This is a genomic window from Litchfieldella rifensis (assembly GCF_042646605.1).
GTDB classification, from domain to species: Bacteria; Pseudomonadota; Gammaproteobacteria; order Pseudomonadales; family Halomonadaceae; genus Litchfieldella; species Litchfieldella rifensis.
In genome coordinates this window covers 1-26,226 of the sequence record NZ_JBHRUG010000026.1, presented here as the reverse complement: position 1 = coordinate 26,226, position 26,226 = coordinate 1, and the positions used below count along the sequence as shown (strand labels likewise).

The window sequence follows — 26,226 nt, the reverse complement described above, 5'->3', positions numbered from 1 at the left end:
GCTTCAGGACTGAGCCAACGGTGACTTGCCTCGATCAGTGACCCAGGCCTCGGCCTCGGCCTTGAGTTTGCGCACACGTGTCTCCAGCAGCGCCGAGCGCGCCTCACGGGCCGATAGCGGTTCACCGAAAGAGAGCGCGACTCGCGCGCGAAAGCGTCGCGGCAGCTTGGTCAAGGCGCGGCCTCCGTAGTGGGATGTCCAGGATCCCCACAACCCCGCCAATCCCGCCGGCACCACCGGTACCGGATCGCGCGCCAGAATCATGTCCAGCCCTCGCCGGAACCCCTGGATCTCGCCATCCGGGGTCAATCGCCCCTCGGGAAACAGCATTACCACCTCGCCCTGGCGCAGGGCATGGCTGACCTCGTTCAGAGCGCGACGCACATTGCCGGGGTCGCGACGATCGGAATTCACCGGAATGGCACCGACAATGCGAAACCACCAGTTGAGCCACGGCGACTCGTAGATGGGTTGATCCATCAGGAAACGCAATGGTCGAGGGCTGGCGCCGCCCAGTACCAAGGCATCCATGAAGCTGACATGATTGCACACCACCAGCGCCGCGCCGCGTACGGGAATATGCTGGCGCCCGTGGAAGCGCAGCCGATAGATCACATGCACCAGGGCGAAGATCATCAAACGCAGCACCGGGCGGGGCCGACGCAGCAACAAGCCGGCCCCGATGATCAGCGCCATGGCTCCGAGGCTGGCGACGAACATCCGCAGACCGCTCTCCAGCCACACCAGCATGGCGATACCGTAAGCGAGCGCCATGGCGACCAGCAGTGCATTGATGATATTGGCGGCGGAGATCAGGCGGGCACGCTGTTCCTCGCGGCTGATCACCTGGATCAGGGTATAGAGCGGCACGCTGTAGAGGCCTCCCCCGACCCCCACCAGGGCGAAGCCCACCAACATCTGCCAGAAGCCGCCGCTACCCATCAGGATGGCCAGCTCATGCATGCCACCCGGCAATGGCGCCAGGCTGGCCAGATACAAGCTCGCGGCACCGATCAGGAGCGCGCCCAGCGGCACCAGGCCCAACTCCAGTCGCCCTGCCGAAAAACGCGCACAGAGCAGGGCGCCTCCCCCCACTCCCAGGACAAATGCCGTCAACAACAAGCTGAACGACGATGCACCGCCAACGATATTGCGTGCCCAGGCCGGCAGCAGCGTCAAGTAGCAGGTACCGAAGAACCAGAAGGCAGCGATACCCAGCATGGCGGGAAAGAGGTGCTTTTCACGCACGCCCTGGCGCAGCACTTCCCAGGTACTGCGCCACGGATGCCAGGTCACACGGATCCTGGCGCGCGGCGGGGCCGGCGGCACCGCAAAGCTTGCCATCAGCCCCAGGCTCGCCGTCCCGACCAAGGCCAGAATGACCGTCAGCCGCGCCCAGGGCTCGGGCAGCGTCATCAACGACTCGGCCAGCAAGGTGCCCGCCAGGATGGCAACGAAGAAACCCGCCCCGATCCAGGCATTGCCGTTCACCAGTTCGGTGGGCACCAGGTGCTGCGGCAGGATGGCATACTTCACCGGCTCGAAAAGCGCCGACTGCACTCCCAGCAGCAGTAGCACGACGAACAGCATGACGATGCTCTCGAACCATACCGCCACCGACGCCATACCGATGATTACCAATTCCAGCAGCTTCAAGCGACGAATCAGGCGTTGCTTGTCGAGCCGGTCGCCAAGCATCCCGCCCCAGGAGGACAGCAACAGAAAGGGCAGCAGAAAAACCACCGCCGCCAGGCTGGGGATCCAGCCATACTCCCGATCCTGCTGCGAAGCCACACTCCAGACCAGCAACAGCAGGACCATTCGCACGAGGTTGTCGTTGAAGGCACCCAGCGCCTGGGTCCAGAACAGAGGTGCGAAGCGGCGCTGAATGAGAAGGCGTGAACTCACGAGGCCCTCGGGTCATGCCTGAGCCCGGCAAGGATGGTCGACAGCAGCTGATCGATCAACTCGCCGACTTCCAACGGCTGCCCCTGCCAGTATCCCAGCCGCTCATTCAGACCCAGTTGTACCAGGCCGTGCACGCTACCCCACAAGGTGCGGGCCATGCGCCGCGCCGCCGGGTCATCCAGCGCTGGCTGGTACTCCTTGAGCGTGGCCTCGACGCGCACGAACAGCGCCTCGATCATATCGTTCTGGCGCTGGTCGAGTTCGCCCTCCTGCGCCAGGGGGTAATCGAACAGCAACTGCCAGCGATAGGGAGCGCGGTGGGCGAACTGCCAATAGGCGGTAGCCAGCGACTTGAGGCGCGGCTCGGGATGAGCCTCCGACAATCCCTCCACGGCACCACGCAATCGCGCAAGCGTTTCGATGTTGACGTGCTGCAGCAGATTGCCGAAGCTGCCATAGAGCTTCAACAATGTGCTCGGTGCACAGCCAACCTCCCTCGCCAGCGCCCTTAGCGACAGCGTGTGTGCAGGATTGTCCTGCAACCAGGCGTCACATGCCGCCATGACCTGGGCATGCAACGCCTCTGGCGCATGCTGTCTGGGACGAGCCATCGACATCCTCTCGTTGGTAGCGACGTAGGTCGAACAGTGTTTCCGACCAGCATATCGACACCGCGCGTAAACGCAAGCCCAAGGCATGGCCTGCGCCGCAATCGAGCTTTCCCACCTGCGACGTCTTGGTTACTCTGACCCCCCGCTTCATCAGGAGTCCCCATGGCTGGCCGCTTGCATATCGCACCCTTCGACCTCGCTGCCCTGCTGCCCAGCCTGGTCAGCGAAACGTCGTTGCTGATCAGTGCCAATCAGGCGCCACGTCGGCCCCTGTCGATGATTCGCCAGGCCCATGGGCAGGTACAACTGGTCACGGCATTCTGGGGCTTGACTCCCCCCTGGCTCAAGGTGCTCGACCATGCGCCTCACTGCGCCCGTGCCGAAAACCTAGCGTCGCGCCCCATGTTCCAGGAAGCCTTCAGCGCCCGGCGCTGCCTGATCCCTGCCACCGGCATCTACGTCTGGAAACCCCAGCCACGCTTCAAGCAGCCCTTCCTGGTGACGCGTGTCGACCGGGGACCCCTGCTGCTGGCTGCGTTATGGTGTCGCTATCACACCACCCTGACCGAACATAACGACTCCACTGCCCTGATCACCGTGGCCGCCAACTCCCTGCTGGCCCCCCTGACCGAGCGCCTGCCGGCCGTCATCGACCGTGCCGCGGCCGCGACCTGGCTCGATCCGGCGACGCCAGAAGACGAAGCCGGCCACCTGTTGACTCCCGCACCGCTGGAACTGTTGGGCGCTTTTCCGGTATCAAGGCGAGTGAACGACCCCTCGAACCAGGACTGGGCTTGCGGCCATCCTACCGGCCCCATGCTGCGCTGGAACATCGCCAAGGAGACATGATGCATATCCCCTACCTCTCGACTGCCGACTCCCGTCGGCACCATCATGTCACCATCCGTCACGGGTGGTGGCGTCTTGGCCGACTCCTCGGCGGTCTGGCAGTGAGCCTTGCGGTCCTGGCTGCCGCGCCCTTGCTCGCCGATGACAGCGATGCTGGTGAAAGCATCGCCCGCGTGGAAACTCCGCGCGTCAGTCCCCACGATGAGCGCGACTACCGCATCCTGACGCTCGCCAACGGCCTGACCGTGCTGCTGGTCAGCGATGCGAAAGCCGACAAGGCCGCCGCCTCGATGAACGTCGGTGTGGGTAGCGCCAGCGACCCCAGCGATCTCGCCGGCCTGGCTCACTTCGTCGAACACATGTTGTTCTTGGGTACCGACAAATACCCCGAGGCCGACGCCTACCAGAACTACCTCAACCGGCACGGCGGCACCCATAACGCCTTCACTGCACCTCAGGATACCAACTACTTCTTCGATATCGAGCCAGAGGCCTTGCCCGGTGCCCTGGACCGCTTCGGCCGTTTCTTCATCGCACCGTTGTTCAATGCCGACCAGCTCGAAAGCGAACGCAATATCGTCCACTCGGAGTACCAGGCCCGTCTTCGTGACGACGGACGTCGGGTCAATGACGCACTCAACCAGGTGCTGAATCCGGACAATCCCACCACCGGCTTCTCGGTCGGCAGCCGCGAGACCCTGGCCGACCGCGAGGAAGGCGAGCCGAGCCTGCGCGAGCGGGTCATCGACTTCTACGAGAATCACTACGGCGCCAACGTCATGCACCTGGCGATCGTGGCACCACAGCCGCTGGACAGACTCGAAGCCATGGTGCAAGAGCGTTTCATCGATATTGCCGACCGCGACCTGTCACGCCCCCAGGTGGACGCGCCTCTGGTCGAGAAGGGCAGTCTGCCGCTGGCTGTCGACGTCAAGTCGGTGCGCGATAGCCGCCAGGTACGCTTCCTGTTTCCGGTCGTCGACCCCATCAACCACTATCGCCACAAACCGGCCGCCTACCTCGCCAACCTGTTGGGCCACGAGGGCGAGGGCAGCCTGCTGGCGGCGTTGCGTGACGCCGGCCTGGCCGATGGGCTCTCGGCGGGCGTCACCCACGGCGACGGTAACGAAGCACTGTTCTCGATCGATATCAGCCTGACGCCGGCCGGCGCCAGACAATTGCCGCGCATCCAGGCCAGCCTGTTCGAGGCCATCGCCCTGATCGCCGAAGAAGGGCTGGAAGCATGGCGCTACCGGGAACAAGCCAGCCTGTCCGAGCAGGAGTTCCGCTTCCAGCAGCACGGCTCGCCGCTGCACAGCGCCATGCAGCTGTCCATGAACCTGGCGCTTTTCCCGTTGAAAGACGTCAACTATGCGCCTTACCGCATGGACGGCTTCCCGCGCGCACAGATCCACGGATACCTGGATGCCCTGCGCCCCGACAACCTCTTGCGTGTCTACAGCGGACCCGAGGTCGACGGTGACCAGGTCTCCCCCTGGTTCCAGGCTCCCTACCGCGTGGAGCACCCGCGTGACTGGCCCGACGGCGCCCCCCTGGCCGGCCTTTCGCTGCCGCCTCCCAACCCCTTCATCGCCGAGAACCTGAACCTGCTCGAGATGCAGGATGACGTGCCGCAGCGGTTGATCGACGAGGACGGCTTCTCGCTATGGCACCAGGCCGATGCTCGCTTCAACACTCCCAAGGTGGAGTGGCGCTTCAGCCTGCAGCATCCCGACGCCGCCGCCAAGGCCCGTGATGCCGCCCTTTCGCGACTGTTGGCGGGCTGGCTCGACGATAGCCTGAATGAAGACCTCTATCCGGCCCGCCTGGCCGGACACCACTTCGAAGCTTATGCCCATGCCCGAGGGATCACCTTGTCGTTCTCGGGCTGGCGTGACCGCCAGGACCTGGTGATGCGCCAGGTCCTGGCGCAGTTGATCGAGGGCGAGATCGGCGCTGCCAGTGTGAATCGCGTGCGCTACCGGCTGGAGCGCGAATGGCGGAATGCGCCGCAGGACTCCCTCTACCAACAAGCCAACCGTACCCTCGGCGAGGCCCTGATTCGCCCGCAGTGGCCAACCAGCAGACTGCTCGAGGCCATGAGGACGCTCGACGTCGAGGACCTGCGCGAATTCCGTCACCGCTTCCTCAACGACTTGCGGATCGAAGCCATGGCAGTCGGCAACCTGGATGATAAATTGGCCAAACGCGAAGCGCGCCTGGTCGCCGACGCGCTACTCCCGCGCCTGGCCGCCGACCAGATTCCCGATCTCGCGCCGCTACAGGCATCGGCCGCACTGCCCGAGCTACACCCCGAGACCACCCGCCAGGATTCGCTGGCACTACGCTACCTGCAAGGTCCCGACCGTTCCCTGACCAGCCAGGCACGCCTGGCCCTGCTGGGACAATTGATCGAGACCCCCTTCTATACACAGCTGCGTACCGAACAGCAGCTCGGCTATATCGTCAATGCCAGCTATGCGCCACTGCTCGATGCGCCTGGAGTGGCGTTGTTGGTTCAGTCGCCGGACACCCCGAGCGATCAGATCCAGGCGCATATCGACGCCTTTCTGGAAGACTTCACCCAGCGGCTGGAAGGCTTCGACGACGAAGACTTGACCCCCTTCCGTCGGGCGGTCCGCGACCAACTCCTGGAGCGCGATACATCGCTCGACGGCATGACCAACCGCCTATGGCGCGCCCTGGCCTATGGCGATACCGACTTCGATCGCCGCAAGCGACTGGCCGCGCAAGTGATGGCGGTCACACCCGACGCGCTGCGCGAGAGCTGGCGCGGGCTGCGCAACGGCACCGCGGTCAATATCACCTACGATCCCGGCGATACACCGAGCGATGTGTTGGCCCTGACCGCCGAGCTGCCACCGTTGCCCGAAGGCGATGACTGAAATACCCACCCTGGAAACGCCAGCGCCCGGATCATGGATCCGGGCGCTGGCACAGGCAAAAGGCGGCTGCCGACTCAGCCGAAAGCTTGCGGCGGCATGATCGCCTCCACATACATCACCAGTTCCTCGAGGAGCTGGCGGTCACGATCGGACAGCGCGGTCTGATTGAGGCGCTCGATCTCGCGCGCAAATCCCGCCAAGGTCAACCCGCCAAGGCTTGCATCGTTCATCCGTGCCCAGCGATAAGCCTCCCACTGGGTCTGCTCTTCCGCCGCCAGGGTCTCGGGATAGCTGCGCGCTCGGTAACGGAACAGCATTTCCTCCAGCCGCGGGTCCTGGAAGGCGAATGATGTCTCGGCGAGTTGCCAGGGGTCGGTGTCACGCACGCGCTGCATCTCCTGACGATCCGCCGGCGAGAAGAACCCGCCGGAATAGAGCATCAGGTCCGGATCGCGGGGCCCCTCCGGCGGGGCCTCGGCGAAGACGGCGGCGGCCTTGCGGGCCGAGTCGGCATCGTTGCATAGCGCCTGCCAATGCCGTTCGCACAGTCCTCTGTCGAGGCCGACCCGCGCGGCCACATCATCGGTGACAGTCGAGATCGGCAATACCACCGGACTCTTGTTGATATGAATTACCTTGAGCGGAATGCGCGACTCGCCCTCTGCGAGGTCATCGGCACCGACGAAGACCCGTTCACGAACCGCCTCGACCGAGAGTGAAAACAACGGCGTCGGATCCACCGACAGATCATAGACGACGATGCCATTGGGGTTGCTCGGATGCGCGGCCAGCGGCACCACCAGTGCCGCACAACCGCGACTGGCGGGATAGCGTCGCGAAATGTGCAGCACCGGCTTGCGTGAGGGTATATCCAGCAGCCTGGCCACCTCGCGCTTGCTGCGCAAGCGCAGCAGATAGTCGAACAGCTTGGCATTGCGTGTCTTCAGCAGACGCGCCAGGGCAATAGTGGCACGCACATCGGCCAGGGCATCGTGAGCACCGACATGCTCGATGCCATTGGCAGCGGTGAGGTGCTCGAGCTTGAAGCTGGGCGCCCCATCCTCGCGTCCGGGCCATTCGATGCCTTCCGGGCGCAAGGCGTGGAAAGCCCGGACCACATCGATCAAATCCCAGCGCGAATTGCCGTTCTGCCATTCGCGCGCATAAGGGTCGAGGAAGTTGCGGTAGAACAGATGGCGGCTGACTTCGTCATCGAAGCGCAAGCTGTTGTAGCCCAGCACGCAAGTACCGGGCTCGCTCATCAAGGCATTGATACGCCCGGCGAACTCGGCTTCGGACAGCCCACGCCGAGTGGCCTGTTGCGGCGTGATGCCGGTGATCAGGCACGCCTGCGGATGCGGCAAATAATCGTCGGCAGGCCGACAATACCACGTCACCGGCGCGCCGATCTCCTGGAATTCGGCATCGGTGCGGATGGCCGCAAACTGCGAGGCACGATCACGGCGAGGGTCGGCACCGAACGTCTCGTAATCGTGCCACAAAAAGCTTCGAGGGGCGGCGAGGGGCTGCGCCATGGGCGATCTCTCCAAACGGGCCGGGATGCCAAAGACGCTCAGCCTAGCACAGTGCTCGGTTTCACTCAGCCACCACTATCCACTACGGACGCCGGCTCAGCTACGCGGCAGCGTCACATTGAGTTCGAGCACCGAACAGTCGTCATCGCGATCGAGGCTGATGTTGATGGCATCCTGCTCCACCTTGACATAGCGACGAATCACTTCCAGCAACTCACGCTCCAGCATCGGCATGTAATCCGGCTGATCGCGCTGGCTTCGCTGGTGCGCCACGATGATCTGCAGCCGTTCCTTGGCCACAGATGCCGTCTTCTTGCGCTCGCCCCTGAGAAAATCCAGCAGTTTCAACGGCGACCTCCTCCGAACATGCGGCTTAGCAAACCTTTCTTCTGAAACTCATGAAAACGCAGCGGCACGTCTTCACCCAGCAAGCGCGACACCGTATCGGTATAAGCCTGACCGGCATCGCTCTTGGCATCGTGGGTCACCGGAATCCCCTGGTTGGATGCTCGCAGCACTGCCTCGGATTCGGGGATCAATCCCAACAGATCGATGGCCAGGATCTCCTGGATATCCTCGAGATTCAGCATGTCACCGTCATCCACACGCGACGGGTTATAGCGGGTGATCAACAGATGTTCCTTGACCGGATCCTGGTTGCGCTCGGCGCGGCGCGTCTTCGACCCCAGCAACCCAAGGATGCGATCCGAATCGCGCACCGATGATACCTCGGGATTGGTGACGACGACCGCCTCGTCGGCGAAGTACATGGCCAGTTGAGCACCACGCTCGATGCCCGCTGGCGAATCGCAGATGATGTAATCGAAATCCTTGCCCAGCATATCGAGAATCTTCTCGACGCCTTCGCTGGTCAGCGCATCCTTGTCGCGGGTCTGCGAGGCCGGCAGGATATGCAGGTTATCGACCCGCTTGTCACGGATAAGCGCCTGATTCAAGCCGGCCTCACCCTGGATGACGTTGACCAGGTCGTAGACTACGCGGCGCTCGCAGCCCATGATCAGGTCCAGGTTACGCAGGCCCACATCGAAATCGATCACCACCGTCTTGTTGCCACGCAGCGCCAGCCCGGTGGCGATGGCTGCCGCACTGGTCGTCTTGCCGACCCCGCCCTTGCCGGAGGTCACTACAATGATCTTGGCCAAGATAAGCTTCCTGTTGCTAGTGGGATAGGGTACTGAGTGAGGCGTCACGCGGGCCCCGGGATCAGGCAAGAGAGGCAATGGTCAACTGATCATCGCTCAATTGTACCTGCACCGAGGATCCCAGCAGACGCGGATCGATGTCTTCCAGACGCTTGTAATTACCGGCCACCGAGAGCAGCTCGGCATGCAGCTCACGGCAGAAGATGCCGGCCTGATGATCGCCGTGGATACCCGCCAGCGCACGACCACGCAACGCGCCATAGACATGCACGCTGCCGCCTGCCAACACCTCGGCACCGGCATTGACTGCCCCGATGACCACCAGGTCGCCGTCGGGGGCACTGACCTGCTGGCCAGAGCGCACCGTGCCACGATGAATGCGGCCACCACTGGCAACACTGGTCGGTGCTACCTCGTCGCAGCCAGCATCGCTGGGAGCTTCGCTTGCCGCGGCCACGCTTTCCAGGTTGCGCGGCTTGATCTCCTGCGGAGGAAACCAGCCAAGCCCCAATGCCCAAGCCGACTGCTTGACCGGATCCGAGCCACCGCGCACCGCCACCGGCAGCAACTTGTGCGCACGGCATACCGCACAGATACGCTCCAACGCCAGGTGGGGCTCATCGAGCTTTTCCACGCTGAGTACCACAGGGGTATGCTGAAAGAAGGCGGGGGCCTGACTCAGTTTGCCGGCCAGTTGCTCGCGAACCCGCTCGGGATCGGCGCTAGTCAGTTCCATGACCGTCATGGGCAGCATGCCACCCTTGAAGGAAAATGCCATGCTTGCCCTGTCCACATTAAGACTCATTGCCGGACTCCACGTCAGGTGATGAGAGTAAAGCTAAGCGACACGTCTCGCGACTGCAACTGATCATAAGGCCAGCTTGCGCCGCTGTCAGTGTCTCCAGAAAGCAACATCGTGGATGTCATCGACGGCGGTCAGGCTTTTCCACGATCTCATCACATGCTTAGATAACACTGGCTCGTTCGTTGTCCAACCTTTTTATGGCGCCAGTGCCGGTCGTCCGTGCACCTCTCGTTTTCGCCAGTCACCATAGGGATGCGCGCCACTATGTCAGGATCGTTCATGTCTGGATGGTTTCATCGCTTGTTCAGCCCCCGCTGGCAGCACTCGGACGCCCACATCCGGGTGCAAGCCGTGGCGCGACTGGATCCCGCGCGCGCAGAGGATCGACACGCGCTCGAACAACTCTGCGTCGACGACGACGCTGAGGTGCGCCTGAATGCCTTGGCAAAATTGAACGACCCCGCTCAGTTGCTGGCCCTGCTGGCGAATGGCGCCGACTCTCCCCAGCTGCGCTTACGCCTCGTCGCTCTCCTGGTGGGGCGCGAAACCGGCATCGCCTTGCACGAGAGACTGGCCTTGGTGGAACGCCTCGACGACGAGGCGCTGCTGGCGGACATCGCCATGCAGGGCGACAATCAGCAATTGCGCCTGACCGCCCTGGAGCGCCTTACCGACGAGGACGTACTGATCCACCAAGCCTGCGAGAACGGCATTGCCGCGGTACGTCATGCCGCCGCGACCCGAGTACAGAGCGAGGAAGGACTCGTCCGCCTGATGCGCCATGCCAAGCGCGACAAGCACGTCACCCGCCTGGCTCGCGAGCGGCTCAATCAACAGCGAGCCGATGCGGCCCAAGTGGCGGCGGCCCATGCCGAACGCGAGCGTATCCTGCAAGCTCTCGAACAGCATGGCCAGCATGCCTGGGAACCCTTGTATGCCGGACGCTATCGCCATCTGCAACGGGAATGGGAGGCTCTCAAGAACCTGCCGAGCACCGAGCAGGAACGCCGCTACCAGGACGCCTGTCTGCGCTGCCGCAAGACGATCACCGATCATGATGCTCAGTTGCACGTCCACGAGGCCGCCGATCGGCAGCGAGAGGATGCCGCCCAGACGCGCCAGGCACTGGTTGAAGCCCTCGAAGAGTCACTGCACGGGCTACGCCTGGGAGAACGTCTCAGCGCCCAGGACATCGACAGCCTGCGGGCGCAGAAGCGCCTGCTGGCCAGCCGCTGGCAAACGCTCTCCGACCACCATTCGCCCGATGACGCACTGCGCCAACGCTACGATGCCGCCCTCGACGAGTACGAGCGCCTCGGCCAGGCCTGGGAACGATTGGGCCAACATGCTGCGGCACTGGAACAGGCCCTGGACGACAACGACCGCCCCCGTCTCGCCACCCTGCTCGATGATTGCGCGTGGCCCGAATGGCTGCCACCCACGGCACTTCTCGAACGCGCCCGGCGCCAGTTGGAACAGGACACCGCCTCCGAGCCCCCCAGCCATGACGAGCGGCTGGAGGCCTTCGAGCATGACCTGCGGGAACTCGAGCGCCTGTTGCAGCGAGGCGCCTTCAAGGGGGCCAGCCGCCTGCACCAGAGCCTGCGCCATCGTACCGAGCACTTGCCCGGATCACGCCTGCGCCCCCACTTGGGAACCCTCAAGCGCCTGGGCGCGCAACTCGCCGAGCTGCGCGACTGGCGCGGCTTCGTCGCGGGCCCCAAGCGCGACCAGCTATGCCAGGCCATTGCCGAGCTTGCCGACGACGACAGTATCGTCGATGCCGAGCTTGACCGCCGTCACCGACAGCTGGTCAAGGAGTGGAGGGAGCTCGGCGATGCCGCCGCCGACCGTGAACTGTCCTCTCGGTTCCGCGCCGCTTCCGATCGCATCCACGAGCGACTGACCCCCTGGCGCGAAGCACTGAATCGCCAACGCGCGCTCAACCTCGAGGCCCGCCAGGCGCTATGCGAGCAGCTCGAAGCGCTGCTGGAACATCCCGATCCCTCCGCCGACCCCGATGCCCTGCGCGACATCCGCGACCGTGCCCGTGAGCAATGGCGTCGGCATTCGCCGGTGCCCCGCGATCACGCCGAAGCCATAGGACGGCGTTTTGGCCGCATACGCCACGACCTGCAGGCACTGATCGACCGCCGCGCCCAGGAAATCGCCGATGCCAAGCGAGAGCTGATCGAGCGGGCCAGGGCGCTCCAGGCATCGTCACAGTCCGCCGTTCAGTGCGCCGAACAGGCCAAGACACTGCAACGCCACTGGCGCGAACTGGGTCGTGCCCCCAAGGGAGAGGAGCAGGCCTTGTGGCGGGAGTTTCGTGACATCTGCGACGCCATCTTCGCCAGTCGGGAAGCCGAACGCGACAATCGCGCCGAGCGCGCCAAGGCACGGCTCGATGCCATGCAGGCCTTGATCGACCGCCTCGACGCCTGGCACCCCGACACCAGCCGGGAAGCGCCAGTGCTCGACCAGGCCATCGCCGAGGCCGAAGCCCTGGAACCATTGCCACCGGGGCGCCGCAGTGAAGGTATGCACCGCCGCTGGTCCGGCATTCTGCGCGCCCGGCGTGAGCGCCTGATGCGTCTGGCCGTCAGCGAGGAGGTCGAGCGCTGGCAGGCCCTGCAGCCGCTGCTCAGCGCCCACCTGGCAGCCGACGCGGCCACCTTGGCGGGAGAAGAGGCCATCGACGTCGACGGCGACAATACCCTGGACGGTGACATGATGCAGGCCCATCAGCATCGCAACGCTGCCCGTCACCACCCACCCCCTGAGTTGGAGGTCGAGGAAGCGCTGACCCGACTGCGGGTACACCTCGCCTTGCTGGCGGGCGATCGGATCAGCCCTCAGGACGATGCCTTGCGCCTGGCGATTCAGGTCGAGCGCTTGAACAATGGGCTGGGGCGTGAGCTGACCCGGGCCGAGGAGCTGCATGACGTGTTGCGGGAAATCTTCGCTACCGGGCCGGTCAGCGAATCGCTCTGGTCCAGGGAAGCCGGCGAGTTGGATACCCTGCTGTCGAAGTTGTTGCACCAGTCATCCCAGTGACCGTGGCCCCCGACATGCGAGACGCGAGACCTGAGCCTCGCGTCTTACCTGGCCCACGGAATCACCGCGGGCGATCGTCCACCTCCGGGGGCATCACCCCATGAACTGTCCGCCATTGATATCCAGGTTGGCGCCGGTGATGAAGCCGGACTCCCGGTCTGCCAGGAACACCACGGCCCGGGCGATCTCCTCGGGGGTGCCGTAACGCTTGACGGGAATCGCCTCGCGTATCGCTTCACGAACCTTTTCGGGAATCTTCATGATCATGTCAGTGGCGATATACCCCGGCGAGAGGGTATTGACGGTGATGCCCTTGGTGGCGGTCTCCTGAGCCAGCGACATGGTCAAACCATGCATCCCGGCCTTGGCCGCAGCATAATTGACCTGACCGAACTGTCCCTTGCGGCCGTTGATCGATGAGATGTTGACGATACGCCCATAGCCCGCCTCGAGCATATCCTCGATCACGCTGCGGCACGTATTGAAGACACTGTTCAGGTTGGTATCGATCACTTCCTTCCATTGTTCGGGGGTCATTTTCTTGAGGGTACCGTCCCGAGTGATCCCGGCGCAGTTGACCAGCACACTGATCGGTCCATGGGTCTCGCGAATTTCGCGAACGCCCGCCTCACAGGCACTGTAGTCGGTCAGGTCGATACCGGACAGGGCGATATTGTCATAGCCGTCGGCACGTTGTTGCTCCAACCAGGACTTGGCCTTGTCGGGATTGTTGTATCCCGCCACCACTTGGTAGCCCTCCTTGGCCAGCGCTCGGCAGATCGCTGTGCCGATCCCACCGGTGCCGCCGGTTACCCACGCTACGGGTGCTGTATTGGCCATTTTTTTATCTCCCTGATTCATGACACTTGTTCGACTGGTGATACGAATTGGCGTGACCAGTCTCGAGTTGGTGGATGACAACGTCGTGACATCCGAAGCATAGTATGGCTGCTTTGGCGCCAATGATACGAGCGTTGAACCAACCCTTGACGCATCGCAAAAAAAGCGTAGAATACGTTCCTGTTGATGCGGGGTGGAGCAGTCTGGTAGCTCGTCGGGCTCATAACCCGAAGGTCATCGGTTCAAATCCGGTCCCCGCTACCAAACATAGAGGAAGCCAGTACCTGACCCAGGGTGCTGGCTTTTTTCGTTGTGGTGACGGTCGCTCGTCGGGCTCGGCTTTTCACAACCCATCCTCCCTCCCCTTGATGGGGGCCGACATGCCCACACGACCGATCCCTGGCAGCTTGAGCGCCGGTCGCACCCCATCGATGCCCAGGTTCAGCCCCAGCACATTGATCTCCAGCCCCTCCTCGACAGCGAGCAGGATGCCGAGCACGCCCCCCAGAGTGAACTGGTAGCCGGTGCCGCTGGGCGCGGGCGCGAATACCTCGCCGAACAGGTAATCCTTGCCGATCGCCGTGCTGGGTAACGGCACTTCCAATCCGGGCACCTGCCGCACCACCCAGGCGACGAAAGAGTTGCTGTTGGGGCCCGGCCAGACACGGTAGCGATCATGCGCGGGATAGTCGGCCACGGCGGCGTCGATCATGGGGATCAGGGCGGCGGCACGGTCGCCTCGGTAATCGGCCAGCAGCGCGGGCGAGCTGCCGTACCAGGCGCGATCCGGCGCATCGATCCGAATGACGACCGTCGGCCGCCGCCAGCTCATTACCTGATAGGTACGATAGGTTGGGGCTCCCTCCTCCTTGGTGGCAATCCAGGTATGCACACTGAAGGCACCACGCCAGTTGAACGCTCTGGCGGCGTATACCTGCACCACCGCTTCCGTCGTCTCCCGTGCCGGCGGCGCCAGCCCCGCCGGCGTGCGCTCGGCGCTGTGCCAGGGCGTGTCCAGGTCGATACGCTGACTGGCCAGCATCAACATGGGGCCAGCCAGAATCAGCGCTAGCCCAAGTATGGTCAAGGCCAGCCCATGCACGACCTGTCTCATCCTGTTTGTCTCCCACGCCTTATCGCCGCAAGGGCTTGCCCATTGCCACCATCATAGAGATGCTTATATGAAGGGCTTGAATCACACGCTCATCACCCGCATCTCAAGGGTAAATTCCACCATTTTCAGGGTTATTTTCTTATGCAGATCGTCGATCCACACAGTGGCGAGCCATTGACGGCACCCGATAGCACTCCTTCCTCCGCGCCCACCGGCGCTGACCCGGCAAGCTATATCGTCGATGTCGACATGAGCAACTTCCAGCAGGTGGTACTGGAAGGTTCGATGCGTACGCCGGTGCTGCTCGACTGCTGGGCTCCGTGGTGCGAACCCTGCAAGAGCCTGACGCCGGTGCTGGAAAAGCTGGCCCGCGAATATGCCGGCGCTTTCGTGCTGGCCAAGCTCAACATCGAGGAGCACCAGCAGATCGCCGCTCAGCTCGGCATTCGTTCGGTCCCCGACGTCAAGTTGATCATGCAGGGGCAGTTATACGACCAATTCCAGGGGGCCCTGCCCGAGAAGCAAATTCGCGAGTGGCTCTCACAATATATCCAGCCACCCGCGGATGCTCCAGAAAGTCCCGAGGAGCAGGCCCAGGCGGCACTCGCTGCCGGCGATGCCACGACCGCCCGGGAGATCTACCAGCAACTGGTGCAGGACAACCCCGAGCACTACGACTATCAGATCGACCTCGCCAGCGCGGTGCTCGCCGAAGGCAATGCCGTCGACGCTCGCGCCATTCTCGACAACCTGCCCCCGGAGCACCGTGATGCTCCTCGAGCTCGCGGCGTACGGGCACGCCTGGAGTTCGGCGAGGAGGCTCCCAGTCAGGACGAACTCGCCGACCTGGAAGGGCGCGACGACAGCGAAGCCCGCTTCAAGCGCGCCTTGCGCCGGGTGGCCGACGGCGACTACGAGACTGGCTTGGACGAGTTGCTGGCGCTGATGAAAGCGGACCGCAGTTATGGCGACGACGCCGCGCGCAAGACCCTGTTGCGGGTCTTCGATGCGCTCGGCGCCGACCATCCGCTGACGGTAACCTATCGACGCAAGCTGTTCGCCTTGCTGTACTGAGCGGGGCGGTAGCGGGAGATCAACGCCCCAGCACCGTATCGAGACGCCGCAGCGCCTCGTCAAGTTGTACGGCAGTGGTACCGAAATTGAGCCGGGCGAAACCCGGCCAGCCGAAGGCGGCGCCATCGGACAATGCCACTCGGGCTCGCTCCAGCAGGGCTTGCTGCGGGTTGTCACCCAGGCCGGCCTGACGCAGGTCCAGCCAGGCCAGATAAGTGGATGCTGGCGGGGTCATGGCGACCCCCGGCCAGTTCGCCACCTGCGCGACCAGTCGCGCTCGATGTTCACCCAGGACCTCGAGCAGTGCCCGGCGCCATGAGTCCCCATGGGCGTAGGCCGCCTCGGCGGCGGTCAGCCCCATGACGTTGGCATCCGGCTGCAGGCCACGACACTGCGCCGCGAAGCGCCGACGCAACTCGGGGTCCTCGATCACCGCACAGGCACAGGTCAAGCCGGCAAGGTTGAAGGTCTTCGACGGGGCCCACAGGGTGACGACCCGCTTGACCAGCTCGGGAAACAACGCCGCCAGGGGCCGATGACGCGCTTTCGCATCGAGCAGCAGGTCGCAATGCAGCTCATCCGAGACGATCAGCAGGTCATGACGCTCGACCAGCGCCGCCAGGCCGGCCAGCTCCTGCTCGTGCCAGACCCGGCCGGTCGGGTTGTGCGGATGGCACCAGAGCAGCAGGCGCGTCTCGGGCGTGATGGCGGCTTCCAGGGCGTCAAGATCGAGCCGCCAGGGCTCGCCCGGCGCCAGGGGCTCACCCAGCGGCGCCGTCTGACTCAGGCGCCCGGTACGGCTGGCAACCTTGAGAAACGGTGGATAGATCGGTGTCAGGGTCAGTACCCCGTCCCCCGGCTCGGTGAGCGCCAGGCTGGCCACGTGCAGGGCCGGCACCACGCCGGGCAGCCAGAGCTGCCACTCCGGCGCGATCTCCCAGCCATAATGCTCGGCACTCCAGGCACACAAGGTTTGGCGTAGACTGTCCGGTACCAGGCCATAGCCGAACACGCCATGGTCGACGCGGGCGCGCAGTGCCTCGATCACTGCCGGCGGCGAGTGGAAGTCCATATCGGCGACCCACAACGGCAGGACATCCTCCGCGTAGTGGTGCCATTTCTGTGATGGCCAGGCGTGCGGTTTGGGGTGGCGTCGATCGACGGGCGTGGCAAAATCGAAGCGCATAGCGCCTCCTGTATGACAATCCGATGGTAATCCGAGGAAACGTTTTGAACATGCCTGAAAGCCCCTTCTATGCCAAGGCCATGCGCGGCACCTCGCGTCTGGTCGGTCACTGGCTGATGATCGGCCAGGCCGACCCCGAGCGTCTGGCGATGATCCTCGCCGATACAGCCCGGGTCGCCAAGCTCGGCGAACCCGAGGACACTCCCGACGGCGCCACGCTACAGGCCTGGAGCGGTGACATGCAGCCTCCGCTGTGGGCGGCGCGCGCGGCCACGTTTCTGCTGATGCAGGTACCGGCACGCCCAGTGCCTCGCGACGAGCTGGAAGCCTGCGCCTGGGCCTACTGCTGGCTGCGCAACCGCCGTTTCGAGAGCATTGACGAAGCCGAGGCCTCGTTACCCGCGCACCTGAGCGACGTGCTGGGCGAGGCCCTCAACGAGGCCTGGGCCGACGCCCGGAACCAACGCCTCATCTGACCCATTCCGAGAGGCCAACCGCAAGGAAACGGCGCATGTTCATACGCACCCTGGACCCCGCATTCTCCGACACCGACGCGCTGGGCCATATCAACAATACGCGCCTGCCGGTCTGGTTCGAGCAGGGCCGCACCGACTTGTTCCGCCTATTCACGCCGGACCTGGATCCGCACAAGTGGCGCCTGATCCTGGCGCGTTTCGATGTCGAGTTCCACGCCGAGCTGTTCTATGGCCAAGAAGTGGAAATCCGCACCTTTCTCAGCCACTTGGGCAATAGCTCGTTCACCGTGACCCAGCAGGCCTGGCAAGCCGGCCGCCTGGCGGCACAAGGCAACACGGTAATGGTCCATTTCGACCATCAGCGCAAGCAAGCGACCCCGATCACCGGCGAATTGCGTCAGGCCTTGCAGGAGCATCTGTCCGAACAGGCCGAGGTCGGGCGATGACACCGGCCGTGCGTGTCCTCGAACATGCCGGTATCGCCTTCGCACTGAAGGAATACCCACACGACCCCAAGGCCCCAGCCTATGGGGAAGAGGCCGCTGAGGCGCTGGACCTGTCGCCGGACGAGGTCTTCAAGACGTTACTCGCCAGGCTCGACGACGGTCGACTGGTCGTCGCCATCGTCCCGGTATCCACTCAGCTCGATCTCAAGGCCCTGGCACGTGCCGCTGGGTCAAAGAGGGCCCGCATGGCCGAAGCCGACGAGGCGGAGCGCGCCACTGGCTATGTGATAGGAGGCATCAGTCCACTGGGTCAAAAGAAACGCTTGGCGACGTTCCTCGACACCCGTGCCACGGCACTCGCCACCGTCCATGTCAGTGGCGGCCGTCGCGGCCTGGAAATCGCCCTGGCCCCACACGATCTCGAACGCCTCACCCAGGCCCGGCTTGCCGACCTGGCTCGCACCTGAGCCGAACGCTGACTGGCGTGGTCACAGGTATATGCCCTGCCCAGGAGACCACCATGGCGATCCGTTACAACCTATGGCTCGACCCCGACAATGTGGCCCAGCACCGAGCCGTGGAGGCCGACCTGGAACGCTACTTCATGGAGCGTTTCGCCGATTACCCGCATATCCGCTTGTTCGGGGCCGACCCCTACGATTATGATGCCCCGTTCAATCGCCTCTATGACGTCTTGATCGCCCGGGCCAACGACTATTGCCAGCGGCAGTGGTGCTATGTTCCCAGCCCCGTGCAACTCAACCAGGCTTTCTTTCGTGCCGTGGGGCGTTCGCCAAAATTCCTGCGAGACCCACGCGATGGTGATCCACACCGATCAGACTCCTGACCCACAGCAACTAGCGATCATTACCGCACAGCTCGGCCGTGCGCCGCGTGGCATCCAGGCCGTGACCGCCACCGACGGCGAAGGGACCCCACTGGTGCTGCGCATGGAATCCATCGTCGACGGCAAGCCTTTCCCCACGCTGTACTGGCTGTGCTCCGAACGGCTCAAGATCGAGCTGTCGCGAATCGAGGCCCAGGGCGTGATCAAGCAGCTCGAGGCCCGGCTTCAGGATGACCGCGGCTTCCTCGCCGCCTATCACCAGAGTCATCGCGATTACGTGACACAACGCTGGCAATACATGTCGGCGACGCAACAGACCGAGGCCGAGCGCCTCGGCTATGGCGACCTGTTGCGCGAACGCGGCATCGGCGGCATCGGCAACTGGGATCAGGTGCGCTGCCTGCATACCCAGTACGCACACCATCTGTGCGGCGACAACGTCATCGGCCAGTGGCTCGACGCCGAATATGACGTCGCCGGCTGCCTGCCCTAAGGGTCCCAAGGGTTCCGCCACATGTCGCCGTGCCTGCTAGAATCAAGGCTTCATCAAGGAGGACAGCATGGCGAACATCTGCGTCTATCTGGGCTCACGAGAAGGTCGCGAGCCACATTTTCGTGAAGCCACCGAGGTCCTGGGGCGCGAGCTCGCCCACCGTGGCCATGGCTTGGTCTACGGCGGTGCACGCATCGGCTTGATGGGTGCCCTGGCCAATGCCACTCTGGCCGAGGGTGGGGAAGTGATCGGGGTGATGCCCGACCACCTGGTCGAGCGCGAGCAGGCCCACCATGGCCTGAGCCGGCTCATTCGGGTCACCAACATGCACGACCGCAAGGCCTGCATGGCGGCCCATGCCGATGCCTTCATCGCTCTTCCCGGTGGCATCGGCACCCTGGAAGAGCTATTCGAGATCTGGACCTGGCAGTATCTGGGCCTGCATGACAAGCCCATCGGGGTATTGAATACCGCTGGTTTCTATACGCCATTGTTGAGCTTCCTCGATACGACCGTGGACAACGGGTTTCTCGCTCCCCGAACCCGCACCAGGCTGCTTGCTGCCGACCACCCCGGGTCGCTTCTCGATGTCCTGGAGCGGCAGCTCGACAATCCCTGAACACCACCAGGAGGTCTTCATGCAAGCCATTGTCGTCGAGGAGGAGCGTCTCGCATGGCGTGAACGGCCGTCTCCCGGACCACTGGGCCGCGACGAGGTCCGCCTGCGTGTCGCCTGGGCCGGCATGAACCGTGCCGACATCATGCAGCGGGCGGGACGTTATCCCCCGCCCCCCGGGGCATCCGGCATCCTGGGGCTGGAAGTCAGTGGCACGATCACGGAGGTGGGGCCCGACGTGGAGCGCTATCGCCTCGGCGACCAGGTCTGTGCTCTGCTGAGCGGGGGCGGTTATGCCGAGGAAGTGGTAACTCCCGCTCAGCAAGTGTTGCCGTTACCCCAGGGCCTGGGCCTGCGTGATGCGGCGGCGCTTCCGGAAGTCTTCGCCACCGCCTGGCTCAACCTGTTCATGGAAGGAGCGCTCAGGCCCGGCGATCGCGTGTTGCTGCACGCTGGTGCTAGTGGCGTGGGTACCGCCGCCATTCAATTGTGCAAGGCCTTCGATCATCCCTGCTTCGTCACCGTGGGCAGCGACGACAAGCTCGAGGCTTGCCTGGCATTGGGTGCCGCAAGCGGCTGGAATCGCCACCAGGGCAGCTTCATCGATGCGGTGAAGGCCTGGGGCGGCGCCGACATGATTCTCGACCCGGTAGGAGCCAGCTATCTGGCCGACAACCAGCAGGTGCTGAACGTCGATGGGCGCCTGGTCATGATCGGGCTGATGGGCGGTCAGCGTGCCGAGCTGGATCTCGGTCGATTGCTGATGAAGCGCCAACGCCTGATCGGCTCAACGCTGCGCGCCAAGTCACCGCAAGCCAAGGGCATGATTCTCGATGCCCTGCACACGCATGTCTGGCCACGCCTGGGCCGTGGCGAGATACGCCCCATCGTCGATCGGAGCTGGCCGATCGACCAGGCCGATGCTGCCATGGCCTACCTGCAAAGCGATGCCAGCATCGGCAAGGTCCTGCTCGCGGTAAGCGGTGAAGGCTGATCAGGCACCGGGGCGACGACGGGCGTCTTCGGCGTCGACGATGCGGCGGGTGCGCTCGAAGGTGAGTTGTAGCAGACGGGCGTCCTCGCCGGCACGATGTCGCTGGATGCCGCGCTCACGGATCAACGCTTCCTTGGTGGCATTCCATAATCCGAGCTGACGATCGCACAGCAATTGCCGCAGGGCTTCGAGGCGAAATCGCGGCAGCATGCCGGCATGATGGAACAACAACGATAGCCAGGTATTGTCGTAGCCCCAACTATCGCTGTAGGCCACACCGACTTCCGCCAACTCGTCGTTGAGCCAACGTGCCACCTCGATCACCGGATGCCCTTCGCGTATCAGGCGAGCCCGCGAGATGCCGTGCAGCAACTCGGCCTTGGGATCCCAATGGGTCCATTCCGCGAGTGGCTGGATCAGGAAAGCACAGCTGCTGCCATCGGCTCGGGCCAGGCCAATCTCGATCGGATAGCTGCCGCGCCCGAACCCGGACGCTTCGATGTCTAGCAGGGTGGGCAGCGTCACGTGATCGGCATCCTCTGTCGTGGCGATATGGGTCCTTACCCGTTCAGCCTAAGGCGAAAGCGCCCCCAGGTCGACTTCAGTGCCGGACCGGGCTTTCCAACGCCGAGTGAGACAGGCCGACATTTCGATCGGCCAGTTGCTGCCAGTAGGTCGCACGCTGCGAATCCACGGCCAACCCCAGCGCCCCCTCGCGGTAGGCGTCGGCAAGGCGCTTGGCGGCGAGCGGGTGGCCCGCCTCTCCGGCCCGCGCATACCAGGTCACGGCATGGTCGTCCCGACGAGGGTATTGGGCACAACCATGTTCATGGATGCAGCCGGCCTGATACTGGGCATGCACGTTACCGCTGTGGGCGGCCTGCAATACATAGCGAGCCCCCTTGGCCTTGTCCTGCGGGCTGACGGCACGATAAAAGAGCATATGCCCATAAAGAGACAACGCTGCCGTATGACCCGCATCGGCACATCGCTGGAACAGATGCATGGTCAAGCGCTGGGTACGCGGCGAGCGCGGTAGCCAACGAGCATGAAACAACTGCTCCGCCAGTCGATATTCAAGACGGGTGAACAGAGAAGATGCCTGCGGCATGGCAAACAACCTTGAGTCCTGTGTACGGGAATACGGCGCCTGCAGTACCACCTTGTACCTGACGCCATTGTATCGCTGTACCACTAGCCATCCGGTCTCCACCGGGGCAACGGGGTGGCAAGCATACGCTCCCCTCGAAGCCGACTCAACCCCTGGAATTTGCCGCCTTGGCAGCCCCCGGCTACCATGCGATGTCATCCCCTTGTTCTTCCTTCGACTGGAGTGACGAATGCAGATTCGACCCCTTGGCAACACTGGCATCGAGGTTAGCCGGCTATGCCTGGGCACCATGACCTTCGGCGAGCAGAACAGCGAAGCCGAAGCCCATGAACAGCTCGACCGGGCCGTGGCCTTCGGCATCAACTTCATCGACACCGCCGAGATGTATCCCGTCCCACCCAAGGCCGACACTCAGGGACTCACCGAGGCCTATATCGGCAGTTGGCTGAAGCGCCACGGCAGCCGCGATGATGTGATTATCGCCACCAAGGCGGCCGGTCCAGGACTGGCCCATATCCGCGGCGGCCCACGGCTGACTCGCGAGCACATCCACCGGGCCATCGACGACAGCCTCACTCGCCTGCAGACCGACTACGTCGACCTCTACCAACTGCACTGGCCGGATCGCAATACCAACTTCTTCGGCAAGCTCGGCTATGTTCCCGAGGAAGAGGAAGAGTTCACCCCTCTGGAAGACACCCTCAGCGCCCTGAAGGAGTTGGTCGATGCCGGCAAGGTCCGCGCCATCGGTCTGTCCAACGAGACCCCATGGGGCGTGATGCGTTGCCTGCGTCTGGCCGATACCCTTGGCGTCCCGCGGGTGGCCAGCGTGCAGAACCCCTACAACCTGCTCAATCGCAGCTTCGAGGTCGGTCTGGCCGAGATTGCCCATCGCGAGAATGTGGGACTGTTGGCCTACTCACCGCTGGGCTTCGGTGTGCTGTCGGGCAAGTATCTCGATGGAGCTCGGCCGCCCAAGGCCCGTCTGACCCTGTATGAACGCTTCCAGCGCTATACGTCGGACGTCGCCGAGGAAGCCACCCGCGCCTACGTGCAAATCGCCCGTGAGCATGGCCTGGATCCAGCCCAGATGGCATTGGCCTACGTCAATTCACGCCCCTTTCTGACCAGCAACATCATCGGTGCCACGACCATGGAGCAGCTCGAATCCAACCTCTCGAGCGAATTCCTGCGTCTCGACCATGACGTGCTCGACGCCATCGAAGCAGTGCACAAGCGCCTGCCCAATCCATGTCCCTGAGGCCAGCCGGTGGCAACAGCAGTTGGGGCTATCGGCTCGATAGCCCCGCCGACCCCAGTGCCTTGATATACTGACCCACAACATCCAATGGGCTACAGGAGTGCCATATGTTGAGCGTGATTTCGCCCGCCAAGACGCTGGATTTCGAGACGTCGCCCACTACCACGACCTGCACCCAGCCCGAGTTTCTCGACCGCAGCCAGGTGCTGATCGACATCCTGCGCGACTATTCGCCCCAGCAACTCTCCGAGCTGATGGGCATCAGCGACAAGCTGGCCGGACTCAATGCCGCCCGCTTCGCCGAATGGCAACCCCCCTTCGATCTCGACAACGCCAAGCAAGCCGCCCAGGCCTTCCAGGGGGACGTCTATCTAGGACTCCAGGCCCCCTCCTTCAGCGAGGCCGACAATGCCTTCGCCCAGGACCACCTGCGCATCCTGTCAGGCCTCTACGGCCTGCTGCGCCCCCTGGACCTGATCCAGCCCTATCGTCTGGAGATGGGCACACGACTGCCGAATCCGGCAGGCAAGGATCTCTATGCCTTCTGGAAGGGGACCTTGACTGCCGAGCTGGACAAGGCGGTGGCAGCGAGTGGCAGTCCAGCGTTGGTCAACCTGGCATCCAATGAATACTTCAAGGCCATCGATCCCCGGCAGCTCAAGGCCGAGGTCATCACGCCGGTGTTCAAGGATGCCAAGAACGGCCAATACAAGATCATCAGCTTCTACGCCAAGAAGGCGCGGGGGCTGATGAGTGCCTGGATGATCCGTGAACGCCTCGACGACCCCGAAGGCCTCAAGGACTTCGACGTTGCCGGCTACCGCTTCAATGCAGCCATGTCCGAAGGCGGCACCCTGGTGTTCACTCGTGAGGAAGAGACCCTCTGACAGCTACCGATCAGAACCGCAGTGACCGTGATGCGCGAGCCTTCAGAAAATGACGGTGGGCGCGCTTGAAGCGCTCGTCGTCACAACGCTGCAGCCACTCATAGGCCACCATATCGGCACTCACCGCTACCGCCCCGGCATTGGTGACGCGCGTCATCGCCAGCCTGGCCTCCTCGCGACGACGGCTGGCGGTGGCCTCCACTAGCCAGTAGACCTCATATCCCGCCTCCAGCAGCCCAAGCGCCGTCTGCATCACGCAGATATGCGCCTCGGCGCCGCACAGCACGATCTGACGGCGATCACTCTCCGCCAACGCACTGGCAAACGCGGGCTCATCATGTGCGCCAAAATGGACCTTTCGCCAGCGAATCGCCCCCGGCAGCCCCTTCAGCAGCCTTGGCTCGGTCTCGCCCAGTCCATCCGGATACTGCTCGGTCAACCACACCGGCACGTCCAATTCGCCCGCCAGCCCACCCAGCCAGGCCGCCTCGTTGGTCGCCTGGTCACCGCCATCGATCACCGGCAACAACCCTATCTGCAGATCCACGATCAACAGCAGACTATTTTCTCGCTGTATACGCATATCCCTTCCTCTTACTTGCCCCGAGGAAGAGAATACTCGCTAAACTGAACGGCCTCGACTCTCGGGCCAACAAGGAGACCCCCGAAAAGATGCGCAACCTCATTATCATGCTGCTGGTGGGAATGATGGGCCTCAGCCTGGCTATCGACCATGCCGAGGCTCGCCGTCTGGGCGGCGGCAAGAGCTTCGGTTCCTTTTCGCGTTCCACGGAGACCGCCCCGACGCGTAGTGCGTCGCCAACCAGCGGCCAGCAGCAAGCCGGAGCGAGGCCCCCTTCTCGTGCTCGCGGCATGATGGGTGGCCTGCTTGCCGGCGGCCTGCTTGCCGCCCTGTTCTTCGGCGGCGCCTTCGATGAGCTCCGCCTGTTGGATATCCTGCTGATCGCCGGCCTGGCCTTCCTGGCCTGGCGTTTCCTGGCGAGACGCCGCCCCGCCATGGCCGGCAGGCACGACGATCGACCGGACATGGCGGCTTCCCGCATGCCACCTCTCCCCTTCCAGACTGCCGGGCATCTCGGGGGCAACGACGGTTTCGCCTCCCTGCCGAGTTGGTTCGACAAGGAGCGCTTCCTGGGTGACGCCAAGGAGCACTTCATGAATCTACAGCGCGCCTGGGACAACAATGATTTCAGCAGCATTCAGGAATACGTCACCCCCGAACTCTATAATCTGCTGCGTGAAGAGCGACAGCACCATCCGGCTAATAACCGGACCGATATCGTGCGTCTATTCGCTGAGCTTGGCGATGTTCGCGAGTACGACAAGACTGCCGACGCCACAGTGATTTTTCACGGCATCATCGAAGAGAATGGTGCGCACAATGAGTTCAATGAGACCTGGCATCTCGTGCGTGATATGCGCTCTGGAGCACCTTGGCACATTCAAGGAATAGAGCAGAATCCCGGCACCTGAACTTGATCTTCTCGCACTTTCCTCTTGTATCAGGAAGCAAAAAGGCCGGGCAAAATGCCCGGCCTTTTGTCGTCTACCCGGTGAACTTCGCTCAGTTCTGCCCCTTCTGGACAGAATCCTGAATCTCTTCACCCAATTCTTTCATGCTCTCGCCAGTGTCTTCCATGGCTTTATCGATATTCTCACCGGTCTTCTCGGCGGGCCCCTCATTATCACAGGCCACCACCCCCCCTAGCATCATCACCGTCAGCAATGCCAACCCCAGCTTACGCGTCATGCTTGCCTTCATTGGTGCCTCCTTCTGGACAGCCATTGCCAGCATCCCACCCTAGCGAGCCCGCTCCCGATCCACCAGCCATATCCAGAAAGCCTTTGTGTCACAGCGTAACTGAACGTCATGCCCCCAGGATATTTTGGGTCACCGAAAAGCAAAAACCCCCGATCTCATGCGAGATCGGGGGTTTCGGATAGGTGCCTGACGATGACCTACTCTCGCATGGGGAGACCCCACACTACCATCGGCGCTGAGCGGTTTCACTGCTGAGTTCGGCAT

General features: G+C 63.4%; 27 protein-coding genes, 1 tRNA gene and 1 rRNA gene. 15 read left to right on the top strand and 14 right to left on the bottom strand.

Annotation, left to right across the window (positions count from 1 at the left end; translation table 11 throughout):
• Positions 1-3: 3 nt before the first annotated feature.
• Positions 4-1,908, bottom strand: a complete 1,905-nt coding sequence (locus ACFOEV_RS11835; RefSeq protein WP_386774141.1) for an MFS transporter — start codon at positions 1,906-1,908, stop codon at positions 4-6.
• Positions 1,905-2,519, bottom strand: coding sequence for a TetR/AcrR family transcriptional regulator (locus tag ACFOEV_RS11830; protein WP_386774139.1), 615 nt, complete (start codon positions 2,517-2,519; stop codon positions 1,905-1,907). The genes ACFOEV_RS11835 and ACFOEV_RS11830 overlap by 4 nt, the downstream gene beginning before the upstream one ends.
• A 162-nt stretch (positions 2,520-2,681) precedes the next feature.
• On the opposite strand from ACFOEV_RS11830, the gene ACFOEV_RS11825 reads away from it, so the two are divergent.
• Entirely contained in the window at positions 2,682-3,368 is a 687-nt protein-coding gene (locus tag ACFOEV_RS11825) for an SOS response-associated peptidase (RefSeq protein ID WP_386774137.1), read from the top strand.
• Positions 3,368-6,274 (top strand): insulinase family protein, encoded by a 2,907-nt coding sequence (locus ACFOEV_RS11820; RefSeq protein WP_386774135.1) that lies wholly within the window; start codon positions 3,368-3,370, stop codon positions 6,272-6,274. Before ACFOEV_RS11825 ends, ACFOEV_RS11820 begins: the two co-directional genes overlap by 1 nt.
• A 74-nt stretch (positions 6,275-6,348) precedes the next feature.
• Here ACFOEV_RS11820 and sbcB read toward each other — a convergent pair whose 3' ends face one another.
• The 4 genes from sbcB to minC form a co-directional block, all read right to left on the bottom strand.
• Entirely contained in the window at positions 6,349-7,809 is a 1,461-nt protein-coding gene (gene sbcB, locus ACFOEV_RS11815; protein ID WP_386774131.1) for an exodeoxyribonuclease I, read from the bottom strand.
• 96 nt (positions 7,810-7,905) lie between these two features.
• Complete coding sequence (gene minE, locus ACFOEV_RS11810; protein ID WP_386774130.1) at positions 7,906-8,157, bottom strand: cell division topological specificity factor MinE; 252 nt, start codon at positions 8,155-8,157, stop codon at positions 7,906-7,908.
• Positions 8,154-8,972 carry a septum site-determining protein MinD gene (minD, locus tag ACFOEV_RS11805; RefSeq protein WP_386774128.1) on the bottom strand — a complete coding sequence of 273 codons (819 nt, stop codon included), beginning with the start codon at positions 8,970-8,972 and terminating at the stop codon, positions 8,154-8,156. Before minD ends, minE begins: the two co-directional genes overlap by 4 nt.
• Before the next feature lie 61 nt (positions 8,973-9,033).
• Positions 9,034-9,777, bottom strand: a complete 744-nt coding sequence (gene minC, locus ACFOEV_RS11800; RefSeq protein ID WP_386774126.1) for a septum site-determining protein MinC — start codon at positions 9,775-9,777, stop codon at positions 9,034-9,036.
• 279 nt (positions 9,778-10,056) lie between these two features.
• Here minC and ACFOEV_RS11795 point away from each other — a divergent pair, with 279 nt between their 5' ends.
• Positions 10,057-12,834: a DUF349 domain-containing protein gene (locus ACFOEV_RS11795; protein ID WP_386774124.1), complete on the top strand. Its 2,778-nt coding sequence runs from the start codon at positions 10,057-10,059 to the stop codon at positions 12,832-12,834.
• 93 nt (positions 12,835-12,927) lie between these two features.
• Here ACFOEV_RS11795 and phbB read toward each other — a convergent pair whose 3' ends face one another.
• Positions 12,928-13,674 carry an acetoacetyl-CoA reductase gene (gene phbB / locus ACFOEV_RS11790; protein WP_386774122.1) on the bottom strand — a complete coding sequence of 249 codons (747 nt, stop codon included), beginning with the start codon at positions 13,672-13,674 and terminating at the stop codon, positions 12,928-12,930.
• 187 nt (positions 13,675-13,861) lie between these two features.
• Here phbB and ACFOEV_RS11785 point away from each other — a divergent pair.
• A tRNA-Met gene (locus ACFOEV_RS11785) sits at positions 13,862-13,938 on the top strand.
• 79 nt (positions 13,939-14,017) lie between these two features.
• Here ACFOEV_RS11785 and ACFOEV_RS11780 read toward each other — a convergent pair.
• Complete coding sequence (locus tag ACFOEV_RS11780) at positions 14,018-14,788, bottom strand: DUF3750 domain-containing protein (protein WP_386774120.1); 771 nt, start codon at positions 14,786-14,788, stop codon at positions 14,018-14,020.
• 141 nt (positions 14,789-14,929) lie between these two features.
• On the opposite strand from ACFOEV_RS11780, the gene ACFOEV_RS11775 reads away from it, so the two are divergent.
• A complete protein-coding gene (locus ACFOEV_RS11775) occupies positions 14,930-15,862 on the top strand; it encodes a tetratricopeptide repeat protein (protein ID WP_386774118.1) in 933 nt (310 codons plus the stop codon).
• Positions 15,863-15,881: 19 nt separating this feature from the next.
• On the opposite strand, the gene ACFOEV_RS11770 is transcribed toward ACFOEV_RS11775, so the two are convergent.
• A complete protein-coding gene (locus ACFOEV_RS11770; protein ID WP_386774116.1) occupies positions 15,882-17,048 on the bottom strand; it encodes a MalY/PatB family protein in 1,167 nt (388 codons plus the stop codon).
• A gap of 50 nt (positions 17,049-17,098) precedes the next feature.
• Here ACFOEV_RS11770 and ACFOEV_RS11765 point away from each other — a divergent pair, with 50 nt between their 5' ends.
• The 7 genes from ACFOEV_RS11765 (at position 17,099) to ACFOEV_RS11735 (ending at position 20,920) form a co-directional block, all read left to right on the top strand.
• Complete coding sequence (locus ACFOEV_RS11765; protein WP_386774114.1) at positions 17,099-17,524, top strand: hypothetical protein; 426 nt, start codon at positions 17,099-17,101, stop codon at positions 17,522-17,524.
• A 35-nt stretch (positions 17,525-17,559) separates the two neighbouring features.
• Complete coding sequence (locus ACFOEV_RS11760) at positions 17,560-17,970, top strand: acyl-CoA thioesterase (protein WP_386774112.1); 411 nt, start codon at positions 17,560-17,562, stop codon at positions 17,968-17,970.
• Positions 17,967-18,437 (top strand): Cys-tRNA(Pro) deacylase, encoded by a 471-nt coding sequence (gene ybaK, locus ACFOEV_RS11755; protein ID WP_386774110.1) that lies wholly within the window; start codon positions 17,967-17,969, stop codon positions 18,435-18,437. Before ACFOEV_RS11760 ends, ybaK begins: the two co-directional genes overlap by 4 nt.
• Positions 18,438-18,490: 53 nt before the next feature.
• A complete protein-coding gene (locus tag ACFOEV_RS11750; protein WP_386774107.1) occupies positions 18,491-18,817 on the top strand; it encodes a hypothetical protein in 327 nt (108 codons plus the stop codon).
• Positions 18,789-19,310: a DUF501 domain-containing protein gene (locus ACFOEV_RS11745; protein ID WP_386774105.1), complete on the top strand. Its 522-nt coding sequence runs from the start codon at positions 18,789-18,791 to the stop codon at positions 19,308-19,310. Before ACFOEV_RS11750 ends, ACFOEV_RS11745 begins: the two co-directional genes overlap by 29 nt.
• Positions 19,311-19,377: 67 nt before the next feature.
• Positions 19,378-19,929 (top strand): LOG family protein, encoded by a 552-nt coding sequence (locus tag ACFOEV_RS11740; protein ID WP_386774103.1) that lies wholly within the window; start codon positions 19,378-19,380, stop codon positions 19,927-19,929.
• Between the two features lie 19 nt (positions 19,930-19,948).
• On the top strand, positions 19,949-20,920 hold the full coding sequence (locus ACFOEV_RS11735) for an NAD(P)H-quinone oxidoreductase (protein WP_386774101.1): 972 nt from the start codon (positions 19,949-19,951) through the stop codon (positions 20,918-20,920).
• On the opposite strand, the gene ACFOEV_RS11730 is transcribed toward ACFOEV_RS11735, so the two are convergent.
• On the bottom strand, positions 20,921-21,445 hold the full coding sequence (locus ACFOEV_RS11730; protein ID WP_386774099.1) for a hypothetical protein: 525 nt from the start codon (positions 21,443-21,445) through the stop codon (positions 20,921-20,923).
• Positions 21,446-21,521: 76 nt separating this feature from the next.
• A complete protein-coding gene (locus tag ACFOEV_RS11725) occupies positions 21,522-22,031 on the bottom strand; it encodes a tetratricopeptide repeat protein (RefSeq protein WP_386774097.1) in 510 nt (169 codons plus the stop codon).
• Between the two features lie 229 nt (positions 22,032-22,260).
• Here ACFOEV_RS11725 and ACFOEV_RS11720 point away from each other — a divergent pair, with 229 nt between their 5' ends.
• On the top strand, positions 22,261-23,292 hold the full coding sequence (locus ACFOEV_RS11720; RefSeq protein ID WP_386774095.1) for an NADP(H)-dependent aldo-keto reductase: 1,032 nt from the start codon (positions 22,261-22,263) through the stop codon (positions 23,290-23,292).
• Positions 23,293-23,399: 107 nt separating this feature from the next.
• Positions 23,400-24,179, top strand: coding sequence for a peroxide stress protein YaaA (gene yaaA / locus ACFOEV_RS11715; RefSeq protein ID WP_386774093.1), 780 nt, complete (start codon positions 23,400-23,402; stop codon positions 24,177-24,179).
• 10 nt (positions 24,180-24,189) lie between these two features.
• Here the strand turns inward: yaaA and ACFOEV_RS11710 are convergent, their stop codons facing one another.
• Complete coding sequence (locus ACFOEV_RS11710; protein WP_386774091.1) at positions 24,190-24,762, bottom strand: isochorismatase family protein; 573 nt, start codon at positions 24,760-24,762, stop codon at positions 24,190-24,192.
• Between the two features lie 89 nt (positions 24,763-24,851).
• Here ACFOEV_RS11710 and ACFOEV_RS11705 point away from each other — a divergent pair, with 89 nt between their 5' ends.
• Complete coding sequence (locus ACFOEV_RS11705; RefSeq protein WP_386774089.1) at positions 24,852-25,673, top strand: Tim44 domain-containing protein; 822 nt, start codon at positions 24,852-24,854, stop codon at positions 25,671-25,673.
• 91 nt (positions 25,674-25,764) lie between these two features.
• Here the strand turns inward: ACFOEV_RS11705 and ACFOEV_RS11700 are convergent, their stop codons facing one another.
• Together ACFOEV_RS11700 and rrf are read right to left on the bottom strand one after the other, a co-directional pair.
• Entirely contained in the window at positions 25,765-25,962 is a 198-nt protein-coding gene (locus tag ACFOEV_RS11700; protein WP_386774087.1) for a hypothetical protein, read from the bottom strand.
• A 184-nt stretch (positions 25,963-26,146) separates the two neighbouring features.
• Positions 26,147-26,226, bottom strand: a 5S ribosomal RNA gene (gene rrf / locus ACFOEV_RS22425); the annotation flags it as partial.

Excerpts from the sequence above, each read along its gene's own strand:
- ACFOEV_RS11765 (WP_386774114.1), top strand. The coding sequence starts at position 17,099 with ATGCCTGAAAGCCCCTTCTATGCCAAGGCCATGCGCGGCACCTCGCGT.
- ACFOEV_RS11710 (WP_386774091.1), bottom strand. The coding sequence starts at position 24,762 with ATGCGTATACAGCGAGAAAATAGTCTGCTGTTGATCGTGGATCTGCAG.
- minC (WP_386774126.1), bottom strand. The coding sequence starts at position 9,777 with ATGAGTCTTAATGTGGACAGGGCAAGCATGGCATTTTCCTTCAAGGGT.
- ACFOEV_RS11750 (WP_386774107.1), top strand. The coding sequence starts at position 18,491 with ATGGCGATCCGTTACAACCTATGGCTCGACCCCGACAATGTGGCCCAG.
- ACFOEV_RS11735 (WP_386774101.1), top strand. The coding sequence starts at position 19,949 with ATGCAAGCCATTGTCGTCGAGGAGGAGCGTCTCGCATGGCGTGAACGG.
- ACFOEV_RS11780 (WP_386774120.1), bottom strand. The coding sequence starts at position 14,788 with ATGAGACAGGTCGTGCATGGGCTGGCCTTGACCATACTTGGGCTAGCG.
- ybaK (WP_386774110.1), top strand. The coding sequence starts at position 17,967 with ATGACACCGGCCGTGCGTGTCCTCGAACATGCCGGTATCGCCTTCGCA.
- phbB (WP_386774122.1), bottom strand. The coding sequence starts at position 13,674 with ATGGCCAATACAGCACCCGTAGCGTGGGTAACCGGCGGCACCGGTGGG.
- ACFOEV_RS11775 (WP_386774118.1), top strand. The coding sequence starts at position 14,930 with ATGCAGATCGTCGATCCACACAGTGGCGAGCCATTGACGGCACCCGAT.
- ACFOEV_RS11825 (WP_386774137.1), top strand. The coding sequence starts at position 2,682 with ATGGCTGGCCGCTTGCATATCGCACCCTTCGACCTCGCTGCCCTGCTG.
- ACFOEV_RS11745 (WP_386774105.1), top strand. The coding sequence starts at position 18,789 with ATGGTGATCCACACCGATCAGACTCCTGACCCACAGCAACTAGCGATC.
- ACFOEV_RS11725 (WP_386774097.1), bottom strand. The coding sequence starts at position 22,031 with ATGCCGCAGGCATCTTCTCTGTTCACCCGTCTTGAATATCGACTGGCG.
- ACFOEV_RS11705 (WP_386774089.1), top strand. The coding sequence starts at position 24,852 with ATGCGCAACCTCATTATCATGCTGCTGGTGGGAATGATGGGCCTCAGC.
- ACFOEV_RS11760 (WP_386774112.1), top strand. The coding sequence starts at position 17,560 with ATGTTCATACGCACCCTGGACCCCGCATTCTCCGACACCGACGCGCTG.
- yaaA (WP_386774093.1), top strand. The coding sequence starts at position 23,400 with ATGTTGAGCGTGATTTCGCCCGCCAAGACGCTGGATTTCGAGACGTCG.
- ACFOEV_RS11795 (WP_386774124.1), top strand. The coding sequence starts at position 10,057 with ATGTCTGGATGGTTTCATCGCTTGTTCAGCCCCCGCTGGCAGCACTCG.
- ACFOEV_RS11820 (WP_386774135.1), top strand. The coding sequence starts at position 3,368 with ATGCATATCCCCTACCTCTCGACTGCCGACTCCCGTCGGCACCATCAT.
- ACFOEV_RS11830 (WP_386774139.1), bottom strand. The coding sequence starts at position 2,519 with ATGGCTCGTCCCAGACAGCATGCGCCAGAGGCGTTGCATGCCCAGGTC.
- ACFOEV_RS11740 (WP_386774103.1), top strand. The coding sequence starts at position 19,378 with ATGGCGAACATCTGCGTCTATCTGGGCTCACGAGAAGGTCGCGAGCCA.
- ACFOEV_RS11770 (WP_386774116.1), bottom strand. The coding sequence starts at position 17,048 with ATGCGCTTCGATTTTGCCACGCCCGTCGATCGACGCCACCCCAAACCG.
- sbcB (WP_386774131.1), bottom strand. The coding sequence starts at position 7,809 with ATGGCGCAGCCCCTCGCCGCCCCTCGAAGCTTTTTGTGGCACGATTAC.
- ACFOEV_RS11700 (WP_386774087.1), bottom strand. The coding sequence starts at position 25,962 with ATGAAGGCAAGCATGACGCGTAAGCTGGGGTTGGCATTGCTGACGGTG.
- ACFOEV_RS11720 (WP_386774095.1), top strand. The coding sequence starts at position 22,261 with ATGCAGATTCGACCCCTTGGCAACACTGGCATCGAGGTTAGCCGGCTA.